The 24104-nt window shown below is 61.6% G+C and carries 23 protein-coding genes; 6 read left to right on the forward strand and 17 right to left on the reverse strand.

Annotated elements, in window-relative coordinates; translation table 11 throughout:
• Positions 1-44: 44 nt before the first annotated feature.
• From ACE3O2_RS09180 to ACE3O2_RS09190, 3 genes are all read right to left on the reverse strand, one after another.
• Entirely contained in the window at positions 45-380 is a 336-nt protein-coding gene (locus ACE3O2_RS09180; protein WP_168877753.1) for a cupredoxin domain-containing protein, read from the reverse strand.
• 143 nt (positions 381-523) lie between these two features.
• A complete protein-coding gene (locus ACE3O2_RS09185) occupies positions 524-1066 on the reverse strand; it encodes a hemerythrin domain-containing protein (RefSeq protein WP_374336820.1) in 543 nt (180 codons plus the stop codon).
• Positions 1041-2246 (reverse strand): NAD(P)H-dependent flavin oxidoreductase, encoded by a 1206-nt coding sequence (locus ACE3O2_RS09190; protein ID WP_374336822.1) that lies wholly within the window; start codon positions 2244-2246, stop codon positions 1041-1043. Before ACE3O2_RS09190 ends, ACE3O2_RS09185 begins: the two co-directional genes overlap by 26 nt.
• 187 nt (positions 2247-2433) lie before the next feature.
• Here ACE3O2_RS09190 and ACE3O2_RS09195 point away from each other — a divergent pair, with 187 nt between their 5' ends.
• Positions 2434-3828, forward strand: a complete 1395-nt coding sequence (locus tag ACE3O2_RS09195) for an FAD-binding oxidoreductase (protein WP_374336824.1) — start codon at positions 2434-2436, stop codon at positions 3826-3828.
• 93 nt (positions 3829-3921) lie between these two features.
• On the opposite strand, the gene ACE3O2_RS09200 is transcribed toward ACE3O2_RS09195, so the two are convergent.
• The 3 genes from ACE3O2_RS09200 to ACE3O2_RS09210 form a co-directional block, all read right to left on the reverse strand.
• Positions 3922-4923 carry an alpha/beta hydrolase family protein gene (locus ACE3O2_RS09200; protein WP_374336826.1) on the reverse strand — a complete coding sequence of 334 codons (1002 nt, stop codon included), beginning with the start codon at positions 4921-4923 and terminating at the stop codon, positions 3922-3924.
• 104 nt (positions 4924-5027) lie between these two features.
• Positions 5028-6635: an NAD(P)-binding protein gene (locus ACE3O2_RS09205; protein ID WP_374336828.1), complete on the reverse strand. Its 1608-nt coding sequence runs from the start codon at positions 6633-6635 to the stop codon at positions 5028-5030.
• On the reverse strand, positions 6635-8146 hold the full coding sequence (locus ACE3O2_RS09210) for a polyamine aminopropyltransferase (RefSeq protein ID WP_374336830.1): 1512 nt from the start codon (positions 8144-8146) through the stop codon (positions 6635-6637). The genes ACE3O2_RS09205 and ACE3O2_RS09210 overlap by 1 nt, the downstream gene beginning before the upstream one ends.
• 82 nt (positions 8147-8228) lie before the next feature.
• Between ACE3O2_RS09210 and ACE3O2_RS09215 the strand changes: the two genes are divergently transcribed.
• The 5 genes from ACE3O2_RS09215 (at position 8229) to ACE3O2_RS09235 (ending at position 12907) form a co-directional block, all read left to right on the forward strand.
• A complete protein-coding gene (locus tag ACE3O2_RS09215; protein ID WP_374336832.1) occupies positions 8229-8615 on the forward strand; it encodes a DUF350 domain-containing protein in 387 nt (128 codons plus the stop codon).
• A gap of 29 nt (positions 8616-8644) precedes the next feature.
• Positions 8645-9685, forward strand: coding sequence for an SPFH domain-containing protein (locus ACE3O2_RS09220; RefSeq protein ID WP_374336835.1), 1041 nt, complete (start codon positions 8645-8647; stop codon positions 9683-9685).
• A 4-nt stretch (positions 9686-9689) separates the two neighbouring features.
• A complete protein-coding gene (locus ACE3O2_RS09225; protein WP_374336837.1) occupies positions 9690-11216 on the forward strand; it encodes a DUF4178 domain-containing protein in 1527 nt (508 codons plus the stop codon).
• A 148-nt stretch (positions 11217-11364) separates the two neighbouring features.
• The gene (speD, locus tag ACE3O2_RS09230; RefSeq protein ID WP_374336839.1) at positions 11365-11727 is read left to right on the forward strand and encodes an adenosylmethionine decarboxylase; all 363 of its coding nucleotides are present in this window, start codon (positions 11365-11367) and stop codon (positions 11725-11727) included.
• A 4-nt stretch (positions 11728-11731) separates the two neighbouring features.
• Positions 11732-12907, forward strand: coding sequence for an AAA family ATPase (locus tag ACE3O2_RS09235; protein ID WP_374336841.1), 1176 nt, complete (start codon positions 11732-11734; stop codon positions 12905-12907).
• Positions 12908-12913: 6 nt separating this feature from the next.
• On the opposite strand, the gene ACE3O2_RS09240 is transcribed toward ACE3O2_RS09235, so the two are convergent.
• The 11 genes from ACE3O2_RS09240 to hutH form a co-directional block, all read right to left on the reverse strand.
• Positions 12914-13822 (reverse strand): DMT family transporter, encoded by a 909-nt coding sequence (locus ACE3O2_RS09240; RefSeq protein ID WP_374336843.1) that lies wholly within the window; start codon positions 13820-13822, stop codon positions 12914-12916.
• Between the two features lie 64 nt (positions 13823-13886).
• Positions 13887-15101 carry a beta-ketoacyl synthase N-terminal-like domain-containing protein gene (locus tag ACE3O2_RS09245; protein WP_374336845.1) on the reverse strand — a complete coding sequence of 405 codons (1215 nt, stop codon included), beginning with the start codon at positions 15099-15101 and terminating at the stop codon, positions 13887-13889.
• 3 nt (positions 15102-15104) lie between these two features.
• Positions 15105-16325 carry a beta-ketoacyl-ACP synthase gene (locus ACE3O2_RS09250; protein ID WP_374336847.1) on the reverse strand — a complete coding sequence of 407 codons (1221 nt, stop codon included), beginning with the start codon at positions 16323-16325 and terminating at the stop codon, positions 15105-15107.
• On the reverse strand, positions 16322-17053 hold the full coding sequence (locus ACE3O2_RS09255) for a 3-ketoacyl-ACP reductase FabG2 (protein WP_374336849.1): 732 nt from the start codon (positions 17051-17053) through the stop codon (positions 16322-16324). The genes ACE3O2_RS09250 and ACE3O2_RS09255 overlap by 4 nt, the downstream gene beginning before the upstream one ends.
• Positions 17050-17517, reverse strand: a complete 468-nt coding sequence (locus tag ACE3O2_RS09260; protein ID WP_374336851.1) for a hypothetical protein — start codon at positions 17515-17517, stop codon at positions 17050-17052. Before ACE3O2_RS09260 ends, ACE3O2_RS09255 begins: the two co-directional genes overlap by 4 nt.
• The gene (locus ACE3O2_RS09265; protein WP_374336853.1) at positions 17514-18704 is read right to left on the reverse strand and encodes a beta-ketoacyl-[acyl-carrier-protein] synthase family protein; all 1191 of its coding nucleotides are present in this window, start codon (positions 18702-18704) and stop codon (positions 17514-17516) included. The genes ACE3O2_RS09260 and ACE3O2_RS09265 overlap by 4 nt, the downstream gene beginning before the upstream one ends.
• On the reverse strand, positions 18701-19261 hold the full coding sequence (locus tag ACE3O2_RS09270; RefSeq protein WP_374336855.1) for a DUF3261 domain-containing protein: 561 nt from the start codon (positions 19259-19261) through the stop codon (positions 18701-18703). The genes ACE3O2_RS09265 and ACE3O2_RS09270 overlap by 4 nt, the downstream gene beginning before the upstream one ends.
• Complete coding sequence (locus ACE3O2_RS09275) at positions 19246-21579, reverse strand: MMPL family transporter (protein WP_374336857.1); 2334 nt, start codon at positions 21577-21579, stop codon at positions 19246-19248. Before ACE3O2_RS09275 ends, ACE3O2_RS09270 begins: the two co-directional genes overlap by 16 nt.
• On the reverse strand, positions 21579-22196 hold the full coding sequence (locus ACE3O2_RS09280; RefSeq protein WP_374336859.1) for an outer membrane lipoprotein carrier protein LolA: 618 nt from the start codon (positions 22194-22196) through the stop codon (positions 21579-21581). The genes ACE3O2_RS09275 and ACE3O2_RS09280 overlap by 1 nt, the downstream gene beginning before the upstream one ends.
• Positions 22184-22600, reverse strand: coding sequence for an acyl-CoA thioesterase (locus tag ACE3O2_RS09285; protein ID WP_374336861.1), 417 nt, complete (start codon positions 22598-22600; stop codon positions 22184-22186). Before ACE3O2_RS09285 ends, ACE3O2_RS09280 begins: the two co-directional genes overlap by 13 nt.
• Complete coding sequence (gene hutH, locus ACE3O2_RS09290; protein WP_374336863.1) at positions 22584-24086, reverse strand: histidine ammonia-lyase; 1503 nt, start codon at positions 24084-24086, stop codon at positions 22584-22586. The genes ACE3O2_RS09285 and hutH overlap by 17 nt, the downstream gene beginning before the upstream one ends.
• Positions 24087-24104 lie beyond the last annotated feature (18 nt).

Raw genomic sequence — 24104 nt, forward strand, 5'->3', positions numbered from 1 at the left:
GCTGCTGATTTGACACCACCGGGCAGCAAGCCCGGTGTACTGCCTTACTTGGCGATGATCACGCCTTGTGCAGTCGGCAGGTTTTCATGGAATTCATCCACAAACTTGTACTCGCCCGCCTTGACAGCTTTGACCTTCAGCTTCACGGTCTTGCCCGGTGCAACCACTTTTTCCTGCTTCAGCGTCTTGCTCTCGAATTCGGCAGCGGATTTGCCGGTGTTGCTCACTTCAATCACGAAGGGCTTGCCAGCCGGTACTTCCAGCTTTTGCGGCGTCATCACGCCATCCTTGAACTCCACCTTGACCGACAGGTCTTCGGCCTGGGCAACACCCACCGACAACAGCAAAGCACCCACCACTGCAAAACGCTTGACCAACATGAAGCCACTCCTGATCACATTGAAAAACCGAAAAAGCTGCCCGCTTGGACAGCTTGTATTATCCGCGCCTGCAATAACAAACGCCAACAAAATGTGAATCATTCCGTTTATCAGGCCAGCTACAAGCCCTCAGGCTGTCACACTTAGTGACGACGACGCGCCACCATCTGCTCGGCAATCCGGGCCAGCGCCTCGGTGCTCAACAGTTGTGTGGCGGCTGGGTAGACCTCAGCCTCTTCCCGTGCCGCGTGAGCGATATAGTCCGCCACAAAACGGCTGGCCAGCTCCCCCTCGTTCAGCTCCAGCCAGTGACCATCATGGATGGCCTGCAGGCGCGGGCGCAGTTGCTGCCACAGCAGGCCCAACGGCTCATGCTCATGCTGCAAGGCCAGCAGGGCCGCCCGCATGCCCGCAAACTCCACCTGTTCGCCCGCCGCCAGCAACAAAGCCGGGAACAGGTCATCTTCTTCGTCTGCATGGTGGCGTGGTGCGGCCAGGTCAAAGTAGCGGATCACATTGCCTGCCGCCTGGCGGGCATCGGCCGTCAGGCCATGCTGCGGCAAATGCGTCACCAGCTGCTGGATCACATGGCAGAACTTGCGCACCCGCCCGTGACACGCCAGCAGCATCTCCAGCGGGGTTTCCAGTGAAGGGAGCTCTTCATGCCCCGGCAAGCGCAGGCTCATCGTGTTCCTGTTGGGTGAAGACGGGCTTGATGCCAGTGAGCAGGTAGTCAATCAACTCACGCACCGGCCGGATGGCCGAACCAAATGGCAGCGGCTCCGAGCCCCGGAAGAACAAACCCTTGCTGACCTCGCCACGCAGCGCCGCTGCCAGCTGGGTATCAATGCAGAATTGACCAATCTTGGCCAGACCATCGCGCAGGCCGCACACGGACAGGCAATTCAGCCCCGTGGTACAACGTGCCGAATCACACTTGGCCTTGCTCTGCAGCAAAGACTCGCGGCGCAGATAGGTTTTCAGCCACGGCGTCAGCACCCCGCGAGCAGGCAGGCCCGCCACGCTCATGAACTCGACGATATCTTCCGGGCCCGCTCCAGCCAGCACCGCTTTGAAATTAGGATGGGCATCCCCTTCCTGACTCACGGCAAACGCTGTACCCAGCTGCACGCCAGACGCCCCCATCTCGAAGGCTTCCTTCACCTTCTGGTGGCTGTTGATACCTCCAGCCAGAATCAGCGGAATCGGCTCCCGTTCCAGTCCCAGCTCGCGGAACAATTCCCGTGCGCCTTCCACCACCAGCCGGAAGTCAAACCGCCCATCCTTGAGGTCTTCGATCCGGGCCGCGCCCAGGTGCCCTCCGGCATAACGCGGATGCTCAATCACGATGGCATCCGGCTTGCGGCCTTTTTTCAGCCACTTTTTCAGCACCAGTGCGATACCGCGCACTTCCGACAAAATCGGGATCAAGGCCACCTTGGGGTGCTCGGCGGTAATCTCAGGCAAATCAAACGGCAGGCCCGCCCCCATCACCACGGCATCCGCCCCGCTTTCGCAGGCTTGCCGCACATAGTCGGCATTATCCAGCACCGCCTTCATCACGTTGACCGCAATCATGCCTTTGCCCCCGGCAATCTCGCGGGCCATGCGAATCTCTCGGTCGAGGGCCTCCAGATTGGTCTGGTCCAGCACGTCCTGATCGCGCACCTTGTGGCAGCGGGCCAGCAGGTCCGGGTGATGATGCTTGAGGTCCACACTGGCAATGGTGCCCATGGCCCCTTCACGCGCCACGCTACCGGCCAGACGGTGTGCAGACACCCCGACCCCCATCCCGCCCTGCACGATTGGTAATACGGACTTGCCTGCCAGTTCCAGCATGGGGAACGGCGATTGATGCGAAGACATGACACCCTTTCCGGGCAACAACGGGATGCCCAAGCTTGCCAGCAATCGGCTTGGCTGGCTTTGAGTTGAATCAACGCTCACGGAATGGTTCTCATCTTCCGTGCAATGGATGATCAAACCACAGTCGCCCCTGTTCGCCAAGCCCCGCAGCGATTAGACTGCATGCGTACCCTGTTTGGCCATCACTATGTCTGATTTGCTTGCGCAACTGGCTCACCGGATTGGTGACGCCCATGTCTTGACCGCCCCTCAAACCATACAGCCCTATCTGACCGACTGGCGCAAACGCTATCGTGGCAAGGCGCTGGCAGTGTTGCGCCCGGCCAGCACCGCCGAGGTGGCCGCCATTGTCCGCCTGTGTCATGACGCCGGTGTGTCGATGGTGCCACAGGGTGGCAATACCAGCCTGTGCGGGGCCAGCGTGCCGGATACCCGTGGCGATGCGGTGGTGATTTCGCTATCCCGTCTGCGGCAGATTCGACAAGTCGATCCGGTCAACCAAACGCTCACTGCCGAGGCAGGCTGTACTTTGGTCGAGGTGCAAGTTGCAGCGGCGCAACAGCAGCGCCTGTTTCCGCTCTCGCTAGCGTCTGAGGGCAGCTGCCAGATTGGCGGCAACCTCTCTACCAATGCCGGTGGCGTCCAGGTATTGCGCTACGGCAATATGCGCGAACTTACCCTCGGGCTGGAAGTGGTACTGCCGGACGGGCAAATCTGGGATGGCCTGCGTGGCCTGCGCAAGGACAATACCGGCTACGACCTCAAGCACTGCTTTATCGGCGCGGAAGGCACGCTCGGCATCATTACAGCAGCCACCCTCAAGCTGTTCCCGCGCCCACAGCAGCAGTGCACCGCCTGGGTGGCACTCAACGGGCCGGAGGATGCACTGCAACTGCTGGGACAGCTGCAACAGCGTTTCAGCGACCGCCTGACCGCCTTTGAGCTGGTGTCGGACGTGTGCCTACAGCTGGTCACACAACACATCCCCGGTAGCCGCTCACCGCTGGAAGCCCCCAGCCCTTGGTATGCCCTGCTGGAGCTCTCGGACGGCGCGCCGGATGACCGTCTGGCAGGCGACCTGCTCGCCACCCTCGCGGAATCCCCGGTGCAGGATGCCGCCATCGCCCAGAGCGAGCAGCAGGCACGCGCGCTATGGCTATTGCGGGAAAGCATTTCGGAAGCCCAGCGGCTGGACGGACCGTCAATCAAGCACGACATCGCGCTGCCTGTGAGCGCCATCCCGGCCTTCCTGCAAGATACCGCCGCCCTGCTGCAGCACGCCTTCCCCGGTGTACGCTTGCAGGTCTTCGGCCACCTTGGCGATGGCAATCTGCACTACAACCTCAGCCACACCCGCCCCGGTAATGTCGATCTGTTCGACGACGAAGCCCAAGCCAACCGCATTGTTTACGACCAGGTCGCGCACTACCGTGGCAGCATCAGCGCCGAACATGGCATCGGTCAGCTGAAGCGCGACACCCTGCCCCACTACAAGTCCGCCCTGGAACTGCAACTGATGCTCCAGCTCAAAGCCAGCCTCGACCCCAAAGGCCTGATGAATCCGGGTAAGGTCCTGGTCTAGTGCGCTTACGGTCTACCCCACGCCAAGCCGTCAACAATGCGGCCCAGGATTCTGCCAGTGGATCAGATAGGCCTCAACGCGTAACCGACTGAATCAAAATTGCCCGGCATACCGTTGCAAATCCTGCAGGTAGTCCGGGTTATAGACAGCCCGTGGCCGGAACAGGCTGGTGAGCCAACCCACCGTGGCGCTGTCTTCCACTTGCCGCCGTGTCATGGCGTGGTAGGTATCCGGGTAGCGAATCACGGTCAGTCGGCTGGCCGGGAGCCACTGACGATAACCTTGCTCGGTATTGAGGATATCCACGTTGCGATCCAGCGCCCCCAGCAGCAGCAATACCGGGACCGGGCGCTTTGCCAGCGCTTGCAGGTCCAGGGTGGCATCGGCTTGCCAGTTGCGTTGCACAAACTGCCAGCGGTCTGCACTCATCGGCTCGCTGCCAGCAACTTGCAGATATTGGCCATAACTGCCGCCCTGCTGCAGCAGGGCCAGTACCTGTTGGCGGCGCTGCAGGCTTTGCTGGCGGGTGGCGGCATCCGCGTGCTGATGCTGCAAGGTGGCCTCGCTGTGATAGCGCCCTTGCTGTAGCCAGTTGATGGCCGGGCTGACCGCAATCACAAAGCGGATACAGCAGTCGCGTGCGGCCACCTTGGGCAACACCCAGCCCGCCTGACTACTCCCCCACAGGCCGATACGTCGAGTATCAAACTGCGGTTGCTTTCGCACCCAGTCCAGCACCAACTGTGCCTCTTTGGCACGATCTTCCATGCTTTGCTGCAGCCAGTTACCGCTGGACCCGCCGATACCTGGCTTGCTCCATGACACCGAGGCATAGCCTGCCTGAGCCAGCGCTTCCCACAGCGGCTGATAGTAGTCGTCATAGCTGGCGTTGGCCGGGCCATCACCATGAATGAACAGCACCACTCCAAGCTTACGCGCACTACCCTGCGGCAGGGTGACCGTGATGTCCAGCGTGCGCCCATCCGCAAAGCGCACCACCTGCTGCTGCTCATCAAAGGCGTAACTGTGCTGATACAACAGCCAGCACAACAGCGACAGCAGTATGGCGACCACCCATAGCCACTTTTTGCGCACCCATGCCCCAACCCTCGTACCCACGCTTGACTTGACCTCTTTGAACAACCGCAAGACTAGAAGAGAAAACCTAAAATGAACCAAAGCGGACGGCAAGCCACACCTTAAGCCGCATTCCCCAGTACCCGGTTGGCCGCTTGCACGCCCCACCAGGAGGCTTCCTCAAACAGCGAAAGGCCGGAAAGGTCTGAATGGGCAAACAGGATGGGGCCAGAGTGTTCACGCAGCGCCCGCAAGCCGGGGTGGGTGAGGAAACCGGGGCGGGGGGTGGACATGCCATGCCCCCGCACGGTGATCTCCACTTCGCGGGCCGCACGCCACCAGTCCATGCGGCCGTAGACCTGTCGCAGATCACACATGGCCATGTCGTACAGCACCTCACGATTAGCCTGCAGCAACCAGCGGCGGGCATCACCCGGCCCCTGTCGGGACAGGGCCTGGTAGGCGGTAAACACAGTATGCTGTGGCTTGGCGGTACGGAGCCATTGGTGTGTCGCCACCACATAGCCCAGGCCCGGCCCTTCGTGCAGGATATTGTCCCAGGCCAGCTCCACCCCACGAGCCTCTTCGGGAAACCGGTTCAAGCCAAAGCTGGACACCAGCCAGGCCGCGTGCGGTAACGCCTGTTGCCGTTGATAGCCGTACTCCGGCAAGGTGGGCAATACATGCTGCAGCACATGCAAGGGCATGGCACAGATCAGCTGTTGCGCCTCGATGCGCACCACTTTGGCGTCCATCCGGCACAGTACGACCGGCTTGCCCTGCTCCAGCCTGATATGCAATGCCGTGCCTTGATGCAGCCGCTGCTGCCCATCCTGTTCCAGCGCGCGCTGCAAGTGGCGCAGCACGGGATTCAGCCCATCGGGCCAGGTCAACACTGCGCCATCCTCACCATTGGCGGCATGCCCACCGCGCGCGGCAAAGTAATGCAGTCCGGCCCATGCCGAGACTTCATCGCACGGCGCGCCATAGTCATCGCGGCAGCTGTAATCCAGCCAGCGCCGTAACACGGGGTCGGTCAACTGCTGCTGATCCAGCCAGGCCGCAAAACTGAGTCGATCCAGCGCCAACCATTGCGGGTCTTGCGATGACAGCGCCAGCGGCACGCTGAACACCGGCCGGCCATCCCGCCCCACTTGCCGCTTGAGACGAGCCACCTGCGCCAGAAAGCGCTGCTGCTGTGCCAGGCTGTCCGCACTGCGGCCACGCTGTGGCAGCTGCCCTTCTTGCCATACCCCATTGGCAAACACGCGTTCGTCTGGTGCCTGCACCAGCACCTGCTCGTCGTATTCCGGGCGTAACGCCTGCGGATCACCGCGCAACACCCCCATCTCGGCCAGCATCTCCCGCACATGGGAGGACGCCAGCGAGGGGAGCGGCAGGTAATGTGCGCCTCGCGGGTAGGGCACCTCTCCCATCTGGCCGGATGCCCCATTGCCGTACCATTCTGGCCCCGACAGCAGCAAAAAGTTGCGATAGCCCTGCCGCCGCAGCTGCCAGCCTGCACTCAGGCCAGCCGCACCACTGCCGAGGATCAGCGTATCGGTACACCAGACGGCTTGCGGCTCCGGCAGTTGCTTGAGATCGCGCAAGGCGTGCCCCGTCGCCATCCCCGGCTGATAGACCCGTGTCGGCACCTCCAGCCAGCTGCCCGCTTCACACCCCGCCAGCGCCAGGCTGGACAGACCAATCAAAAACCGGCGGCGGTCCATCAGCGCAACACCTGCCGCCAGTCCTGCTCAAAATAATGCACCAGCGCCTGGGTATTGAGCTGGTTGGGTTCCACCTTCCAGCGCGGCATGTCCGGCGGGAAGCTGAACATCAGGCGGGTCGACTCGGCATTGAGGAAGCGGGTCGGTACCCGGTAGCGCCCGGGAGGCGCAAAGCGGGCAGTCATCGGCCCGGCCATGATGAACCCCCACTCGCCAAAGGAGGGCACGTAGGCGTGATACGGCCAGGTTTGCAGCCCGGCCGCACGCAAGGTGGCCTCAATGCACCAGTAGGAGCGTGGCGCGAAATAGGGCGAGGTGGATTGCACCACCATCAAGCCATTGACCGAGAGGTGATGCGACATCAAGCGGTACATCGGTACCGAGTACAGCTTGCCCAGCCCGAAGCTGGAGGGGTCGGGAAAATCGACGATGATGGCGTCAAACACCTCGCTGCTCTGCTCCAGCCAGCGTCCGGCATCATCATTGATCACCTTGACCTTGGGATGCCGCAGCGCACGCTGATTGAGTGCCAGCAGATCCGGTGAACGGGAGAACAGGCCGGTCATCGCCGCATCCAGATCCACCAGCGTAATCTGCAGCTGTGGATATTTCAGCAGCTGGCGCACCGCCAGGCCATCGCCACCACCGAGTACCAGCACCCGTCGCGCCCATGGCAGGTTTTCCATCAGCGGCAGCACCAAAGCCTCGTGATAGCGGTATTCATCGCGCGAAGAGAATTGCAGATTGCCATTCAGGTACAGCCGGGTGTCGTCCTTCCAGCGGGTCACCACAAGCCGCTGGTAGGGCGTAGTCTCCGCATGAATGATGGGGTCGCCGAACAGACTCTGCTCCGCCCAATGGGTCAGCCGTTCAGAGAGAAAGAACCCACCCAGCAGCAGCCCCAGTACCAGCACTGCGCGCAGGCGGCGCAAGGGCAACTGGCGCACCTCACCGCGAAAGGTCTGCAAGGTCCACAATGCCACCCCGGCATTCAGCACACCGAACAGAAAGCCACTGCGGCCCAGACCCAGATGCGGGGCCAGCACCAGCGGGAACGCCAGCGACACCGCCAGTGCCCCCAGGTAATCAAAGGTCAGCACCCGGCTGACCAGCTCCCGGAAAGCGGTATTCCGCTGATTGAAGATCCGCATGACCAGCGGGATCTCCATCCCCACCAGACAGCCAATGATGAAGACCAGTACATACAGCACCGTGCGAAACGGGGTGGCATCCCAGGCATACAGCACAAAAAGCAGGGTGGCTGCCACACCGCCAAACAGCCCTACCAGCAACTCAATATCGACAAAGCGCCCCAACAGGTCCTCATCCGGCACATAGCGCGCCAGATGCGAGCCCACGCCCATGGCAAACAGGTAGCAGCCAATAATGCTGGAGAACTGCAGGATGGAGTCCCCCAGCAGATAGCTGGCCAGCGCACCCGCAATCAGTTCATAGGCCAGTCCGCAGGAGGCCACCACAAACACGGACAGAATCAGGATCCGGTCACGCATTACTCACATTCCGTTCGGCAAACGCTTGAGGGTATCGCAAAATGCTGGCTAAATGCATGTGATCGTTTCGCAGGAGTTGACCATGCCCCCGTTACAAGCCTATTTGTTGTACTTGCTGACCGCGATGGCCCTGCTGTTTCTGTTTACCCTGATCTACCTCAAGCTCACCCCCTACGATGAGCTGAAACTGCTGCGTGCCGGTGAAACTGCGCCTTTGCTGTCACTGGGAGGCGCCGAGCTGGGGGTCACCCTCGCGCTGGCGTCCAGCATCATGCACAACGACAGCTACCCCCTGTTTCTGCTGTGGGCGGGCATCGCCATGCTGATCCAGCTGCTGCTGTATGTTGCGCTGACCCGGCTGGTACCAGATCTCAAGCGCGCCATTGCCGACAACAATACCGGTATGGCCGGTTTGCTGGGCATGGCCTCACTGGCGGTCGGCATCCTCAACGCCGCCTGCCTGTACTGAACCTCATTCTTTTCGAAAGGACGCCGACCATGGGTCTCGGATCGTTTATCAAGAAGCAGTTTATAGACATCCTGCAGTGGACAGAGGATGGCGACGGCGTGCTGGTGTGGAAGCACCCGATGGAAGACAACGAAATCCAGTATGGTGCCAGCCTGACCGTGCGGGAAAGCCAGCAGGCCGTGTTCATCAATGAGGGCAAGCTGGCCGATGTGTTCGGCCCCGGCATGCACACCCTGACCACCCAGACCCTGCCAGTGCTGACCTATCTGCAGAACTGGGACAAGCTGTTCGAGTCCCCCTTCAAGTCGGATGTCTACTTTGTCAGCACCCGGCTGCAGCTAGGCCGCAAATGGGGCACCCCGCAGCCGATCACCATCCGCGACAAGGACTTCGGCATGGTGCGTCTGCGCGCATTTGGCAGCTACAGCTACTCGGTGACCGATGCCGCCAAATTGTTCTCCGCTGTCAGCGGCACCCGCGAGGTGTATACCCGCGATGAGCTGGAAGTGCAGCTGCGCAATCTGGTGCTGGCCACCATCACCAACACGCTGGCCGCCTCCGACGTGCCATTCCTCGACATGGCAGGCAACCAGCTGCTGATGGGCGACGCCGTCAAGCAGCACCTGGTGGAACCGTTTGCCAACTATGGCATTGCGCTGGACGCCTTTGTGGTGGAGAACATTTCGCTGCCGGAAGAGCTGCAAAAGGCCATCGACACCCGGATTTCGATGGGCATGATCGGCAATATGGGTACCTACGCCCAGTACCAGACCGCCCAGGCCATCCCGCTGGCGGCGCAGAACGAAGGTGGCATTGCCGGCATTGGTGCCAGCCTCGCGGCGGGCCTGCAGTTCGGGCAGATGATGGCAAATAGCACCGCCAGCAATATGGCTGCCGCAACGGCAGCTGCCGCAACGGCACCCGTCGCAGCGCCTGCAGCCGCTGCCGCCGACCCCACTTCGCCGGAAGCCCGGCTGGAAAAGCTGAAGGGCCTGCTGGACAAAGGCCTGATCTCCGCCGCGGATTACGACAGCGCCAAAGCGGAAATCCTCAAGCAGCTGATCGGCTAAGCCCATGTTCAAGGCAGCCTGCCCCGGTTGCGGTGCCGAGCTGAGCTTTCGCTCGGCCACCTCCGTACTGGCCATCTGCGAGTACTGCCAGAGCACCGTAGCCCGGGATGCGGACAGTGTGCGCAACCTGGGCAAGCAATCTGCGGTGCTGGAAGATTTCTCCCCGCTGCAGATTCATAGCAGTGGCCGCTATCTGGGTCTGGACTTCAGCCTGATCGGCCGCATCCAGCTGCAGTACGAACGCGGGGTATGGAACGAGTGGTATCTGTGGTTTGACGACGGCAGCACCGGCTGGCTATCCGACGCCAACGGCCAGTATGTGCTGACCCGCCCGCTGCCCGACGTTCCCAATGCACCCTCTTTTGACAGCCTGCAGCCAGGCAGCGACTTCATCCTCGACAACAAGCGCTATAGCGCGGCCGACGTGCGCCGCGCGCAGTGCGTCGCCGGACAAGGCGAGCTGCCGTTTACCGTGGGCGCAGGCTGGGAGGCCATCGTTGCCGATTTCCGCTGCGACAGCCGTTTCCTGACCCTGGATTATTCCGAAGGCCAGCTGATCGGCTATCTGGGTGATGCCGTCCGGCTGGAGGAGCTGCAATGCCAGAACCTGCGTACAGAGGAGCAGATACAGCAACAAGCCGGAGCAGTACGCGGAGAGCTCAGTACCCTGAGTTGCCCCGGTTGCGGCAGTGGCATTACCCTGCCCGCTGGTTTGGCTACCCAATTGATCTGCCCGGCCTGCCACAGCCAGAGCGTGCAGGAGGGTGGCGCGCTGCAACTGGTGCAGCAGCACCAGCAGCATGAGGCGCAGCATGGCTCCCTGTCTCTGGGCGACCAAGCCACCATCAACCAGCAGTCGTGGACGGTGATTGGCCTGCAGCAATGCCGGGAGCTGGACAGCGATGCGTACAGCCTGTGGTGGGAGTACCTGCTGTTCAACCCCTTGCGCGGCTTCTGCTGGCTGAGTGAGAGTGATGAGCGCTGGGAGTGGATTGAAGTGCTCAACCGGTGGCCTCGTCAGGTCAATCGGGGCGGTGTCCGCCATGGCGACAATTTGTATACCAGTGAGTATCAATATGGCGCAGAGGTCTGCTATGCAGCCGGCGCCTTCAACTGGCAAGTACAGGTGGGCGACCAGACCCGCATCGCCAGCTATCGCCTGGATGGCAAAACCGGCATGCCTCCGGACCGCCTGTATGCGGAATACACCGCACATGAGCTGACCTGGAGCGCTGCCAAAACGGTGCCATCCAGCGTGGTATCCGGCTGGTTCGGCAAGGAAGTCGCTGCCGCCACGGCCAGCGACCCGGACACGACCTCAGCCCGCAAGACCTTCATCTGGCTGGCGATTGGCATGTCCATACTGTTGCTGGTGCTGAACCTGTCCTCTGGCTGGCTGGAGTACGATGACGACGGCGACTCCACACTGTCGTCTGCCGGCGTGGCCGTGCTGGTGGGGCTGGTGCTGATCTGGCTCCCGATCTGGCTGACCTCGCCCAAATCCGACAGTGCCGATGAGGATGACGACTGATGCTTCGGGGCCTCTATATCATTTATGCAGTGATCATCGTCCTCGTCGTCACCAGCTATAACCACAGCAGTACTGGCCAGAGCGCACGCGGCTGGAGCAGCGCGCGCAGTACTGGCGGCGGCAGCGGCTGGTTCTCCGGTGGGCATAAATGACGGTAGCTGTAGGGCAGCACTGGCTGATTGAACTATCGCAGGCGGACCCGGCACGGCTGGCCAGCCCGGCACAGATTGAGCACGCTTTGCGTGCCGCCGCGGAGGCCGCCGGTGCGCATGTGGTGCATGCCCACTTTCACCATTTTGGGCCCAATCAAGGCGTCACCGGCATGCTGTTGCTGCGCGAATCGCACATCAGCATTCACAGCTGGCCGGAGCTGGCTTACGCTGCGGTAGACCTGTTCATGTGCGGGCATGCTGCGCCAGAGCGCGCGCTGGCGGTGCTGCAAGCGCAACTGCAGGCGGCAGCCTGCCAGGTGCGGCAGCTACAGCGCGGCCCACAAGCAGTCGAGCCCTGAACGTATGTTGCATACGCTGGCGATTGCCAATTACCGCTCGCTGCGCAAGCTGCACCTGCCCTTGCAGCCCCTCACGCTGGTAACCGGCGCCAACGGCAGCGGCAAATCCAGCGTCTACCGTGCACTGCGACTGCTGGCCGACGTGGCGCAGGGGCGCATCATCAGCTCGCTGGCACAGGAAGGTGGCCTCAGCTCCACCCTGTGGGCCGGACCCGAACAATTCTCCCGTCAAATGCTGCAGGGGACACAGGAAATCACCCCCTTGCGGCGAAAAGACCCGGTACGGTTGTGCCTCGGATTTGCCAGCGACGATTACAGTTACACGATTGATCTGGGATTTCCTCAAAAAGATCCCGATCCATCAGCGCCCCCCTCGCCATTTGAACTGGACCCCGAAATCAAACGCGAGTGCATCTGGAATGGTCCGGTCTACCGTCCGGCCAGCTTGCTGGTAGACCGGCATGGTGCGCATGTACAGCTGCGTGAGGGCAAGGGGGACTGGTCGGTGAGTCCACTGCGGCTGGCCACATACGAGAGCATGCTCACCCAGCTGGCCGACCCTCGACAAGCCCCAGAGATGCTGCTTCTACGCGAGAAAATTCGCGGCTGGCGCTTCTATGATCACTTCCGCAGCGACAGCGAAGCCCCCGCCCGACAGCCGCAGATCGGTACCCGCACCCCGGTACTGGCCAGTGATGGGGCTGACCTGGCCGCTGCCATGCAGACCATTCTGGAAATCGGGGATGATGCCGCCCTGCACGCTGCCATCAGCGATGCTTTCCCCGGTGCCCGAATCCACATCGACAATCAGCAAGGCCGCTTTGAGCTGCAGATGCAGCAACATGGGCTGCTGCGCCCCTTACGCAGCGCGGAGCTTTCCGATGGCACCCTGCGCTATCTGCTGTGGGTAGCAGCACTGCTGACGCCCCGCCCGCCCGAATTGCTGGTACTCAACGAACCGGAAACCAGCCTGCATCCGGACCTGCTGCCCGCGCTGGGACGGCTGATCATCCACGCCAGCCAGTATAGCCAGCTGCTGGTGGTCTCCCATGCGCCCCGGCTGATCGCCACACTGGAACGCGAAGGCCGCTGCCATCACCTGATGCTGGAGAAGCGCTTGGGCGAGACCCTGCTGCAGGAAGACATCGACAGCGCCGCCTGGAAGTGGCCCGAGCGCTGAGCCCCCTCAGTGCCGAGGCAAATCGGCCTCCGGGCCAGCTGCCTTGCGCGGCCACAACTGTGCAGTCAGCATGCCTGCCAGCATCAGCCCGCAGCCCAGCCAGCCGCGCCCGGTCAGGCGTTCACCCAGCACCCACCAGCCCGCCAGCGCACCAAACACCCCTTCCATGCTGAAAATGATGGCGGCGTGTGACGGAATGGCATGACGCTGAGCCACCATCTGCAAGGTATAGCCCAAGCCCACCGACAAGGCCCCACCATACGCAATGGCATACTTGGCCTGCCACAGCGCCCCCAGGCTGACGGGCTCACGCCACAGCGCAACCAGCAGGCTGAGCAGCCCGCAGACCCAGAACTGGATACAGGCCAGTTGCAGGGCATCATGCCGCCGCGCGTAGTAGCCCACCAGCAGCACATGCACCGCCCATACTGCGGCGCTGACCATCTGCAGGCCATCGCCGTAGGACAGGGTCAACTGGTCGGTGACGCTGAGAAAGTACATGCCCACCACCGTCAGCCCCGTGCCCAACCAAACCCCGGCACCAGCCTGATGCTTGAGCACCCAGCCGATCAGCAGCACCAGCACCACGTAAGAGCCAGTAATGAACGCCGCGTTGGTTACACTGGTAGACTGCAGGCCCACCTGCTGGAAATTGATGGCAAACGACACCACCGCCCCCAGCACCAGACCAGCCAGCCACAAGCTGCGACGTGACGAGTCTGCCACCCCAGGCGGATGCGCCCGTCGCTGCAGTGCCAGCGGCGTCAGCAACAAGGCCCCCAGCAAAAAGCGTGACGCCGTGTACAGAAACGGCCCCACCACATCCATGCCCAGACGCTGGGCAACAAAGGTGCTACCCCAGATGGCCGCCGCCAGCAACATCAGGCCATCGGCACGCAAAGACGAACGATTCATGCGACGCTTTACCACACACAAACCCCGAGCCTGCCCGAAAGCCCGCCCAAGGGCAAGCCTGATCTCAGTCGGTGCGCTGAAACAGCAGGCTGGCGTTGGTGCCACCAAAGCCAATGCTGTTGGACAATACCGTGTCCAGCCGACATGGGGTGTTCTGGCGAACGACCGGTAGATCGGCAAACTCAGGGTCAAGTTGATCCAGGTTGGCTGAGCCCGCCACAAAGCCATGCTGCATCATCAGCAGGCAAAAAATGGCTTCATGTGCACTGATCGCCCCAATCGAGTGGCCAGACAGGCCCTTGGTCGCCGAAACAAGAGGCATATGCTCGCCAAACAGGCGGCGAATGGCCTGCACTTCCGCACGATCGCCCAGCACCGTGGCGGTGGCATGCGGGTTCAGGTAGTCCACCACCGGCTCACCGGCCTGCGCCAGCGCCTGCTGCATGGCCTGAAGAATGCCATCGCTATCAGGCTGAACCATGTCCGATGCAGTATTGCTGGCCCCATAGCCGCTCAGCTCAGCATAGACCCGCGCCTTGCGTTGCCGGGCACAATCGGCCGCCTCCAGCAGCAGGACACCTGCACCGCCTGCAATGGCGAACCCGTCCCGGTCCTGCGCAAAGGGGCGACATGCCTGCGCCGGGGTGTGGTTATAGCGGGTGGTCAGGGCCCCGAGGGGTTCATACAAAGCCGTGGCGACCGCACTCACCTCTTCCGCACCGCCCACCCAGGCCCGGTCAATCAGACCGCTGCGTATCATCGCCCATGCTGTCCCGATACAGTGCGCAGACGTGGCACATGCCGCGGTAATGCCAAAGCTGGGGCCATTGATCTGAAACGCCTGCGCCAGATTGGCCGCCACCGTACTCGACATGACTTGCGGAATGTAATAAGGCCGCAGTTTGTCGATACCGCGCCCGCGCAGGGTGCCCAGCGCCTCATCAAACTGTTGTGGCGCTGACATGCCTGAGCCAATGAACAAGGCTGTTCGGCTATCGTGCAACAACGCTGACGGTAAAGCTGCATCATCCACCGCTTGTTGCATGGCATGATAAGCATACACGGCGGCATCACCCATGAAGCGGCGTAACTTGCGGTCAATCATGGGCAGTCCACCCAGATCCGGCACTCCGGCCACCTGGCTGCTTAACTGGGCCTCCGCAAACGCGGGGACCTGCCGGATACCACTTTGGCCGGTCTGCAAGGCCCGCGTCACCGTCGCCAGATCATTCCCCAGGCAAGAGACGATGCCCATGCCGGTCACCCATACCCGCCGCATGTCTTATACCCTGGCAAAAATCAAAGAGGTATTGATACCACCAAAGGCGAAGTTATTGCTCATGGTGTATTCGGTATCCAGACTGCGATGCTGCTGAACAATATGATCCAGCGCTGCGCAGGCCGGGTCCGGATCCGTCAGGTTGAGGGTGGGCGCAAAGGCTTTGTCCCGCATCATTTCAATCAACCACCATGCCTCAATCGCACCGCAGGCCCCCAGCGTATGTCCGAGATAGCTCTTCATGCTACTGACCGGTACCTGCTCGCCCAGTACGCGCTGTGTTGCATGGCTTTCAGCGATATCACCACGGGTGGTTGCCGTGCCATGGGCACTGACATAATCAATGGCCGACGCGGGCAGCGCGGCATCATCCAGCGCCATCAGCATGGCCTCTGCCATGGTGTCCGACTCCGGCTGGGTGATGTGGGCACCATCCGAGTTGGTGGCAAACCCAATGACTTCTGCATAGATGGTGGCACCACGGGCCAAGGCATGCTCCCGCTCTTCCAGCACCAGGGTCGCTGCGCCTTCGCCGGTCACCAGCCCATCCCGGTTTCGGTCAAAGGGGCGCGGCGTCATGTGCGGCTCATCATTGCGAACCGAGGTGGCAAACAGCAGATCAAACACCACGGCGGAGGCCTCAGTCAGCTCTTCCGCCCCACCCGCCAGCATGATGTCCTGCTTGCCCATGCGAATGGTTTCAAATGCATAGCCAATCGCCTGGCTACCGGAGGTACAGGCGCTGGAGGTCGGAATCACACGCCCGGTCAGACCAAAATGCAGGGCCGCATTGACCGCCGTGGTGTGCGGCATCATCTGAATGTAGGAAGTGGCATTCAGCGACATCATGCTGCGCTGGTCGAACATCGCGCCAAAGGCACGTACCGGCTCCATGCTGCCCGCAGAGGAGCCATAGGCAATCCCGGTTCGTCCCTGCTTCAGCACAGCATCTTCCAGCAGACCCGCCTGGGTCAGGGCCAGCTCCGTCGCGCGTACGGCCAGCAAAGACACACGCCCCATGGAGCGAATCTGCTTGCGTGGGTAATGGGGGGGCACGGTAAACGATACCGGCGCGCCAAGCGCCGTATTCAGGCCCTCCAGATCTGCCCATTCCGTCATGCGTCGTACCGCATTGCGCCCTTCACGCAGCCGGGCGTCAACGCTGGCCCAATCACTGCCCAGGGCTGTGACACCGCCCATGCCCGTTACCACCACGCGCCTCATGCCAGCCCCCCATTGATGCTGATCACTTGCCGGGTCAGATAGGCCGCGCCTTCCGAGAACAGAAAACTCACGGTCGCTGCCACTTCCTCAGGCTTGCCCATGCGCCCCATCGGGATTAATTTCATCATGTCTTCGGTGGGAAGCTGCGCCACCATATCGGTTTCAATCAGCCCGGGAGCCACACAGTTCACCGTGATTTTCCGGCTGGCCAGCTCCAGGGCCAAGGCTTTGGAAGCCGCAATCAGCCCGCCTTTGGCCGCACTGTAGTTGACCTGTCCCCGGTTCCCGATCAGACCGGATACCGAAGCCAGGGTCACCACCCGCCCCCCCTGCCGCAAGCGGATCATGGGCATGGTCAAGGGATGCAGGACGTTATAAAACCCGTTCAAACCGGTATCAATCACCTGGTCCCAGTCTGGTGCGGTCAATGCCGGGAAGGCCTGATCGCGGTTGATGCCCGCATTCAACACCACACCCCAGTATGCCCCGTTCGCTTCAATATCCGCTTCCAGTACCGCACGGACAGTATCCCGCTCACACACATCAAATTGCAGCACACGGGCGGACTGACCACTCAGGCTAGCCACCTGCTGGGCGACCTGCTCTGCCTCATCCCGCTGTTGCCGGCAATGCACGGTGACGGCAAAGCCTGCTGAAGCCAACTGTAGCGCAACCGCCTTGCCAATACCCCGGCTGGAACCCGTCACCAACACTCGACGCACACTCACAGCGTACGCTCCTTGTATAAAAACGCCTGGAAGTCGTCAGGCTCGAACACCGTCAGCGTCGCTTCCGCCACCGTCCCTCCACCGTCGGCCAGCTCGATGCGGCAGTCATACGCACCCACTCCGGTGTCGTCGCGAAAAGCTTGGGTCGCCTGAATCCGCAATCCTTTTCCGGCAGGCAAACATGCCATCATGGCCGTATATTTCCGTGTCCCCAGCAGTGCGCCAAGGCGCGGCGGGCGACCTTGCATTCGTGCCAGCATGCCAACATGCACCCCCACCGTCTGTGCCATCAACTCAATACCAATCCAGGCCGGCATGTCTCCGGCCTCGGACGCATACCATGCGGCTGAATCAGCCTTCGCCGTGCAGCATGCCTGTGTGGCATCCACATGCTCAATAGCATGCACCAGCAGCATATCGCCTCGGTGGCCCAGCACCGTTTCAATCGCTGGATAGCTTGTCATGCGCCACCTCCCAGGATCAGGCTCAGGTTGTTGCCACCAAAGGCAAATGAATTGCTCATCGCGTAGCGCGGCCCTGGACGCCAATGTTGCCCCACTTGCACGAGAGGCAGCGCAGGCAACGCAGGATCCGCGACACCATCCCAGCAGTGCGGAGGCAGTCGACCTTGGGTATCCGTCAGACTCAGATAGCAAAATGCGGCCTCCAGCGCCCCGGCAGCCCCCAATGCATGCCCCGTCATGCCCTTGGTGCCACTCACCGGCACCCCATGCGGGAAAACACGGTCCACCGCCTTGCTTTCCATCGCATCATTCTTGATCGTGGCGGTGGCATGCAGGTTCAGGTAACCGATGGACGTTTCATCCAGCCCCGCATCGCGCAATGCGGCCTGCATGGCAGCGCTTGCACCGAGCCCTTCTGGCTCTGGTGCAGAGATGTGATAGGCATCGCTACTTTCCCCGGCACCCAGCAGTTGCACTGCCCCCGGCTCGGCTGACAGGATGAACACCGCCGCCCCTTCGCCGATGTTGATCCCTGCCCGGTTGAGGGACAGCGGGTTGGTCAGTTCACTGGTGGTGGATTCCAAGGCCGTAAAGCCATTCAGCGTCAAACGGCACAAGGTGTCCACGCCGCCGGTAATGACCGCATCACACATCCCACTCTGCACCAGGTTTCGCGCACTGACCAGCGCCTTGCCCCCGGAGGTACAAGCGGTGGAGATACAGTACGCCGGGCCGGTCAGCTCGAGCCAGTCCGCCAGGAACCGTGCCGGATCACCTAGGTCGATCTGTTCAAACTGGAACCCTTCGGGCAACTGACCCTGTGCCGCATGTGCTTCCAGCGCCCATTCAGCGTGGTCTACCCCCGAGGTGCTGGTTCCCAGCACCACACCGATGCGGTGTGCCGGGTAGCGTTGCTTGCAGCGCTCTACTTCTTGCATGATCTGCTGTACCGCAGCCAGCAGCAGGCGGTTGTTCCGGCTGGCCCGGGCCTGCCAGGCTGGCGGCAGTATCGGCAACGCTGCCGCCACACGCCCGACCCGTACAGCGGCATTGTGATCATGAGCCAGCCAGCCCTGCTCCAGCACCAGCCCCTGCTGCTGACCCGCAAACAGCGCTTCAGCAACGGTATCCGTATCCGCACCCAGCGCGCACAGCAGACCTGGCCGCGTCAGATAGCAAGATTTCATGGGCCGTTCCCCTCCTCCAGTTGCCGGGTATCCACGATCACGCCTGCAGCAGGCAACTCAAAACGCAAGCGCGAATAAGGCGGGTGTGATCCTTGCCACTGAATGCGCAGCACATCCTGCCCATCTTGCATCAGTCGTCTTCCACCCGCGTCTTCGACCAGTTGTACACCGTCAGACAAGCCCCGCCGTACCTGCTCTACCGGCCAGAACGCCAGCTGCATGAGCGCGGGCAAAAGGGCGGGTGGCAATTTGCCTTTCAGCGCGTCAAGCTGCCATACGCTCAATTGTCCGTTGTCCCAATCGACTTTCAGCAGGGTCTGGCCCAAGGGGCTCACCCCGGCCAGCTGCATCCGCGGCCCGCTGACTTGCAAACGACTGAGCAACTGGAAACGGTCATCACCGTGCGCCACTTGAGTCAGACCATCCGCATCCATTGCAGGGCCTGCTTGGGTACTCAGGCAATAGTGTGCTGAAATCGACAGCCGACTGCAGTGCTCCGGCAAGCTCATGCATGCGGGTAACAGGGCCGTCAGCATGATCATCACGCACCAGCGCATCGTGCCCTCCCGAATGTCAGCGACAGCGGAGCCAGCAGGACCGAACAGATAATGCCAAACAGCAGTACGGTGCCGAACTGGTTCAAGGCAGGCATGCTCGACAGACTGAGCAAGCCAAATGACAACACAGTCGTCGCGGCCGACAGCAAGACCCCGGCGAAGGGCACCGGATTACGAACCCCGGCCTCCAGCAAGAAAATCGCGTAATTCACCCCGACGCCCAGCACCAGCATCAAGCCCATCAGACTGAACAGGGTAAACGGCTGCCCGGTCAAACCATACGCTGACAAGGAGACCGCCAGGGCCACCAGATTGGGCAGCATGATGGCACAGGCATTTCGCAGCCGATAGCGTACCAGCAAGACCAGCAACACCATGCCCATGGCACCTGGCAGCCAGTAATAGCCTAATTGTCGATACTGCTGAAACATGCGGGATACACTTCTGGCCTTGTTGACCACCGTCACTCCGGGCAGGCCGCGTGCCGCGGCATCCAGGTCCAGTCGTCCATCGTCACCTTGCAGGATCAGGATCAAGCCCTTTTGCCCTCCCGGCAAAGACATCACCTGGTGGCGGTATACCCCGGCAAGTGGCTGCTGCATCCAGTGATCCAGCGTCAGTACCGGCCATGTACTGCGGGACTGCCAGCGGTTCATGGCCTCGTCTGGAAAACCTAGTGCCTGCATGACGGGCAGCACTGCTGATGCCGGTAAGCGCTGGCGTAACAAGGCCTGGTCTCCACGCTGCTGAGCCACCGGCGGCACCAAGTCCGATACAGCGGTGAACCCGGACACCCCCTGCCCGAGGTGCGCGCGCAGGCGGCTGACCAGCACGGCTTCACGCTGCAAGGCCTGCTCGGCATCCGCCCCTTCGGTCAAAAAGAAACGACTGGCCTCGCTGATACCTACCAGCTGTCGAACCTGCCGCTCCTCCGCAACCAGCTGCGCAGGATGGGATACCAGCAGGTGGATATCATCATTGCCTTGCAAGCGAAGCCAGCCCGGCAGACAAGCCAGCAGCAAAGCAGCTACCAACAGCACGCCTCGCCCCAGCGTCATCCGGGCCAGCCACCAATGCAACACGGCCGCAGGCCAGCGCACCCGCCGCAATCCATCATGCTGACCAGGCTTTTGCACCCATCGTGGCAACAACAGTACGACCGATAACCAGGCAGCAACCAAGCCGGCAAACGCAAACAGGGCAATCTGACTGATGGCCGGGAATGGCGTCAAAGTGAGCGCCCCATACCCCAGCAGGCTGGTACACAGGGCGACCAATAAGCCAGGTAATACACGGCGCATGCCTTGCCGCGCCTCCCAGCGTGATCCGGCCTCCAGATGCGCGGCAAAATACTGAATGGCGTAATCAATGGCCTCGCCAATCAGGCTGACGCCAAACACCAGGGTGATGAGGTGGATTTTGCCGTAAACCAGCAAGACGGCCGCACAGCTGAATACCATGCCAATCCCGACCGTCAGCATGCCCAGCAGCAAAGGCTTGATCGAGCGGAACAGCAACCACAGCAACAGCAGGACCCCAAGCAGTGAACCACCACCGATCAGGTCCACCTCATGACTGGCCTGCTCCCGAGCACTGCTGGCATAAAACAGGGCGCCGGTGCGTAACAGTTGCACCCCGGGGTGCTGAGCCTTGACCTCTCGTTCAGCCTGCTGCAAACCCGTGATGACGGCCCGTTGCGTCGCCGCATCAAACGCCGCCCCTTGTGGCTCCAGCACCAACAGCACGTAAGTCTGACCTGACTGCCGTGCGACCAGCACGCCTTGCTCTTGCTGCAGGCGGGTTTGCGCCAGTGGCAGCTGCCCCAGCCAGCGCTGCAAGTAGCCGAAGGGGTCAAGCGCAGGGGGGGTCGGGATCCCGTCCTGAAAAGGAGCCCCCAATCGACGCAGCAACTGGTGTTGTATGTCCGGCGTGGCCTGTTGCAGTTGCTGCCGATCAATCGCCGTCAGCAGGCCCGGCGCATACGGCAGATAGGTATCCAGCAGTTGTTGGGCATTGAAGGTCGGGACCTCCAGCACCACTCGGCGGAACGCCGGGCTGTGGCGCAGCGCGCTCGCCAGCTGGTGCGCGGCAGCATGTGCTTGCGGCGCATCCTTCGCCCCTGCCAGCAGCAGGATGCGGTTGCCCAACTGCCCGTAGAGGGCATTGACCGCTTGCTCAGCGTGGCTGTTCTGCTCGGTCGCAGGCAGCAGGCGCAGCAAGTCGGTTTCCAGCACGCCGCCACGCAGGAAGGCACTCAACACCCAGGCGCCACACAGGCCCGCCAATGCCAACCACCACCATGGTAACCACCGCCGCATCAAGGCTGTCCCAGCAGCGCACGTTCATCGCCAGTCAGCTGCTCCGCCTCGGTAACACCCTGGAATGTAATCACGGTTGCATCACCGCTGGTTTCCTCAATGCGGATACGCTCTACATTGCGTCCGCCTGCCATTTGCACTTGCTTCATGAACTGCGCTACCGGCCCCGGCTTGGGTTGCAATTGCATCTGCCAAGCCTCTACCTGCCCATTGGCCTGCACCATGAACAGGTCTTGCAAGGATTGCGTCTGCGCACCCAGCAGACTGCGGAACACCTTGCTGACCTGGGCGATTGCAGGCACCTCTTTACTGGTCCGGACCAGCCGCTTGCCTTGCTCATCAATTTCAATCACCCGGTCATCCTGCATGATGTAGCTGACCTTGATGGGTGACTCCAGGCTCCACAGTGCGCCCTTGCCCGCCACAAACACAAAGCGCCCCTTGCTGATCAGCGGCTTTTTGAATGCAGCCATCTGCTTCTCTTGTACAAAGGTAGCCCGTAACACCGGCTTCTTGTCCAGGCGCTGGCTGAAGCGGCTTGCCAATTCGTCAGCAAGCGGCAAAGCGGCGTACAGCGGCTGGCTTATCAGCAGCAGGGTGACGATCAGGAATCGCATAAGGCTTTGCCTCGCTCCAGCAAACAGGCGGGAGAAACGAACTGCATTTCCCCTGTTTTCAGACAGACGGCCACCTGGATGGTGACCGCTTTGGTCAGGCGCGCACCCTGCTCGTCATGAATTTCATAGGACAGCTTGAGCCGGTTTTCGTACTCCAGCAGTGTCGCCGTCACCGCCAGGCGTTGCCCATAGCGTGCAGGCCGCACATACTTCAGATTGCATTCGACCACGGGCCATGCAAAACCTGAAGCCTTCATCTGCGGGTAGTCGTAATCCAGCTTGCGCAGCAAGGCACAGCGGGCGATCTCCAGATACTTGATGTAGTGGCCGTGCCAGACCACATCCATGGTATCAATATCATGGAAAGGGACGTCGACCCAGATGGTTTCATGCAGCGGAGTCATACAATGCCCATGTACGCGACTGAATCCAGGCCACCATGCGACGCAGGTCATGCTCCATCGGGCGGTCCTCATCCAGGAAGGCCACATGCTGCCGGATTTCCTGACAGAACGCAGCACAAGCTGCCGTCAACATCGGTTCGCTATCGGCAAAGCGCAACTCAATACCCTGCGTCACAGCCAGCACCAGTGCAGCAGCCACCTGTTCGGTCAGCTCCAGCACCCGCAGGCAATCCCGGGCCGCGATGGTTCCCATGCTGACCTTGTCCTGGTTATGGCATTCGGTCGAACGAGAAAACACCGAGGCTGGCATGGTGAGCTTCAAGGCTTCCGCAGTCCAGGCAGAGGCACCGATCTGGATGGCCTTGAAACCATGATTGATCGCAGCACTTGGGCCGCTGGCGCCAGACAGGTTCTGCGGCAAGCCATGGTTATAACGGCTATCCACCAACAGCGCCAGTTGCCGGTCCATCAAGTCCGCCAGGTTGGCCACCGCCGTTTTCAGGCCATCCATGGCAAAGGCGATATGGCCGCCGTAGAAGTGCCCGCCATGCAACACCCATTCTTCATCACCATTGATGATGGGGTTGTCATTGGCACTGTTCAGCTCATTCTCGACATCGCGGCGGATCCAGTCCAGCGCGTCACGGGCGACGCCGATGACATGTGGGGCACAACGGATGGAGTAACGGTCTTGCAACCGGACTTGCTCCGCCTGAGACTGGGATGCCAGATCCTCCCAGATCCATTGAGCACATTCGATCTGTCCCCGGTGCGGTTTGACCGCAAACAGTCTTGGATCGAAGTGCCCCGGGTTGCCTTGCATGGCGATGGAAGCCAGCGCCGTGATACGGCTGCACAGCCGTGTCAGATACTCTGCACGCTCCACGGCCAGACACGCCAGACCGGTCATCACAGCAGTGCCGTTCATGATGGCCAGCCCTTCCTTCGGCGCCAGCTTGAGCGGTGCCCAGTTCAGCGACTGCAAGACCGGCAACGCATCACAGATCTCGCCGCGGAAACGAACCTGTCGCTCCCCTACCAGCGTCGCCGCCACGTAAGACAAGGGCGTCAGGTCGCCACTGGCCCCCACCGAACCTTCCGCCGGAATCAACGGCAACACATCCTCAGCCAGCAATTGCTGTAACCGCTCCAGCAACGCCCAACGCACGCCGGAGTAGCCTTGCGCCAAAGACACCAGCCGAGCCACCAGCACCGCGCGCGTCCACTCCGGAGACAAGTACTCCCCCAGACCGCAACCGTGGTAACGGGTCAGATGCAAGGGCAGCTCAGCCACCAGCTCAGGCGGTACGGTCACGGTACAGGAGTCGCCGTAACCCGTCGTCACACCATACACTGTGCCACCATCCGCCAGCAGGGCTTCCAGATACGCTGCACCCGCCCGGATCTGCCGCTGAAATTCAGCATCGTCAGACAGGCAAAGTCCACGTGCGCCGCGTGCCACAGCCGCCACTTCAGCAATGGTCATACGTTGTCCGCCTACCAT

The organism is Leeia sp., assembly GCF_041909055.1.
In the GTDB taxonomy this organism is placed as follows: domain Bacteria; phylum Pseudomonadota; class Gammaproteobacteria; order Burkholderiales; family Leeiaceae; genus Leeia; species Leeia aquatica.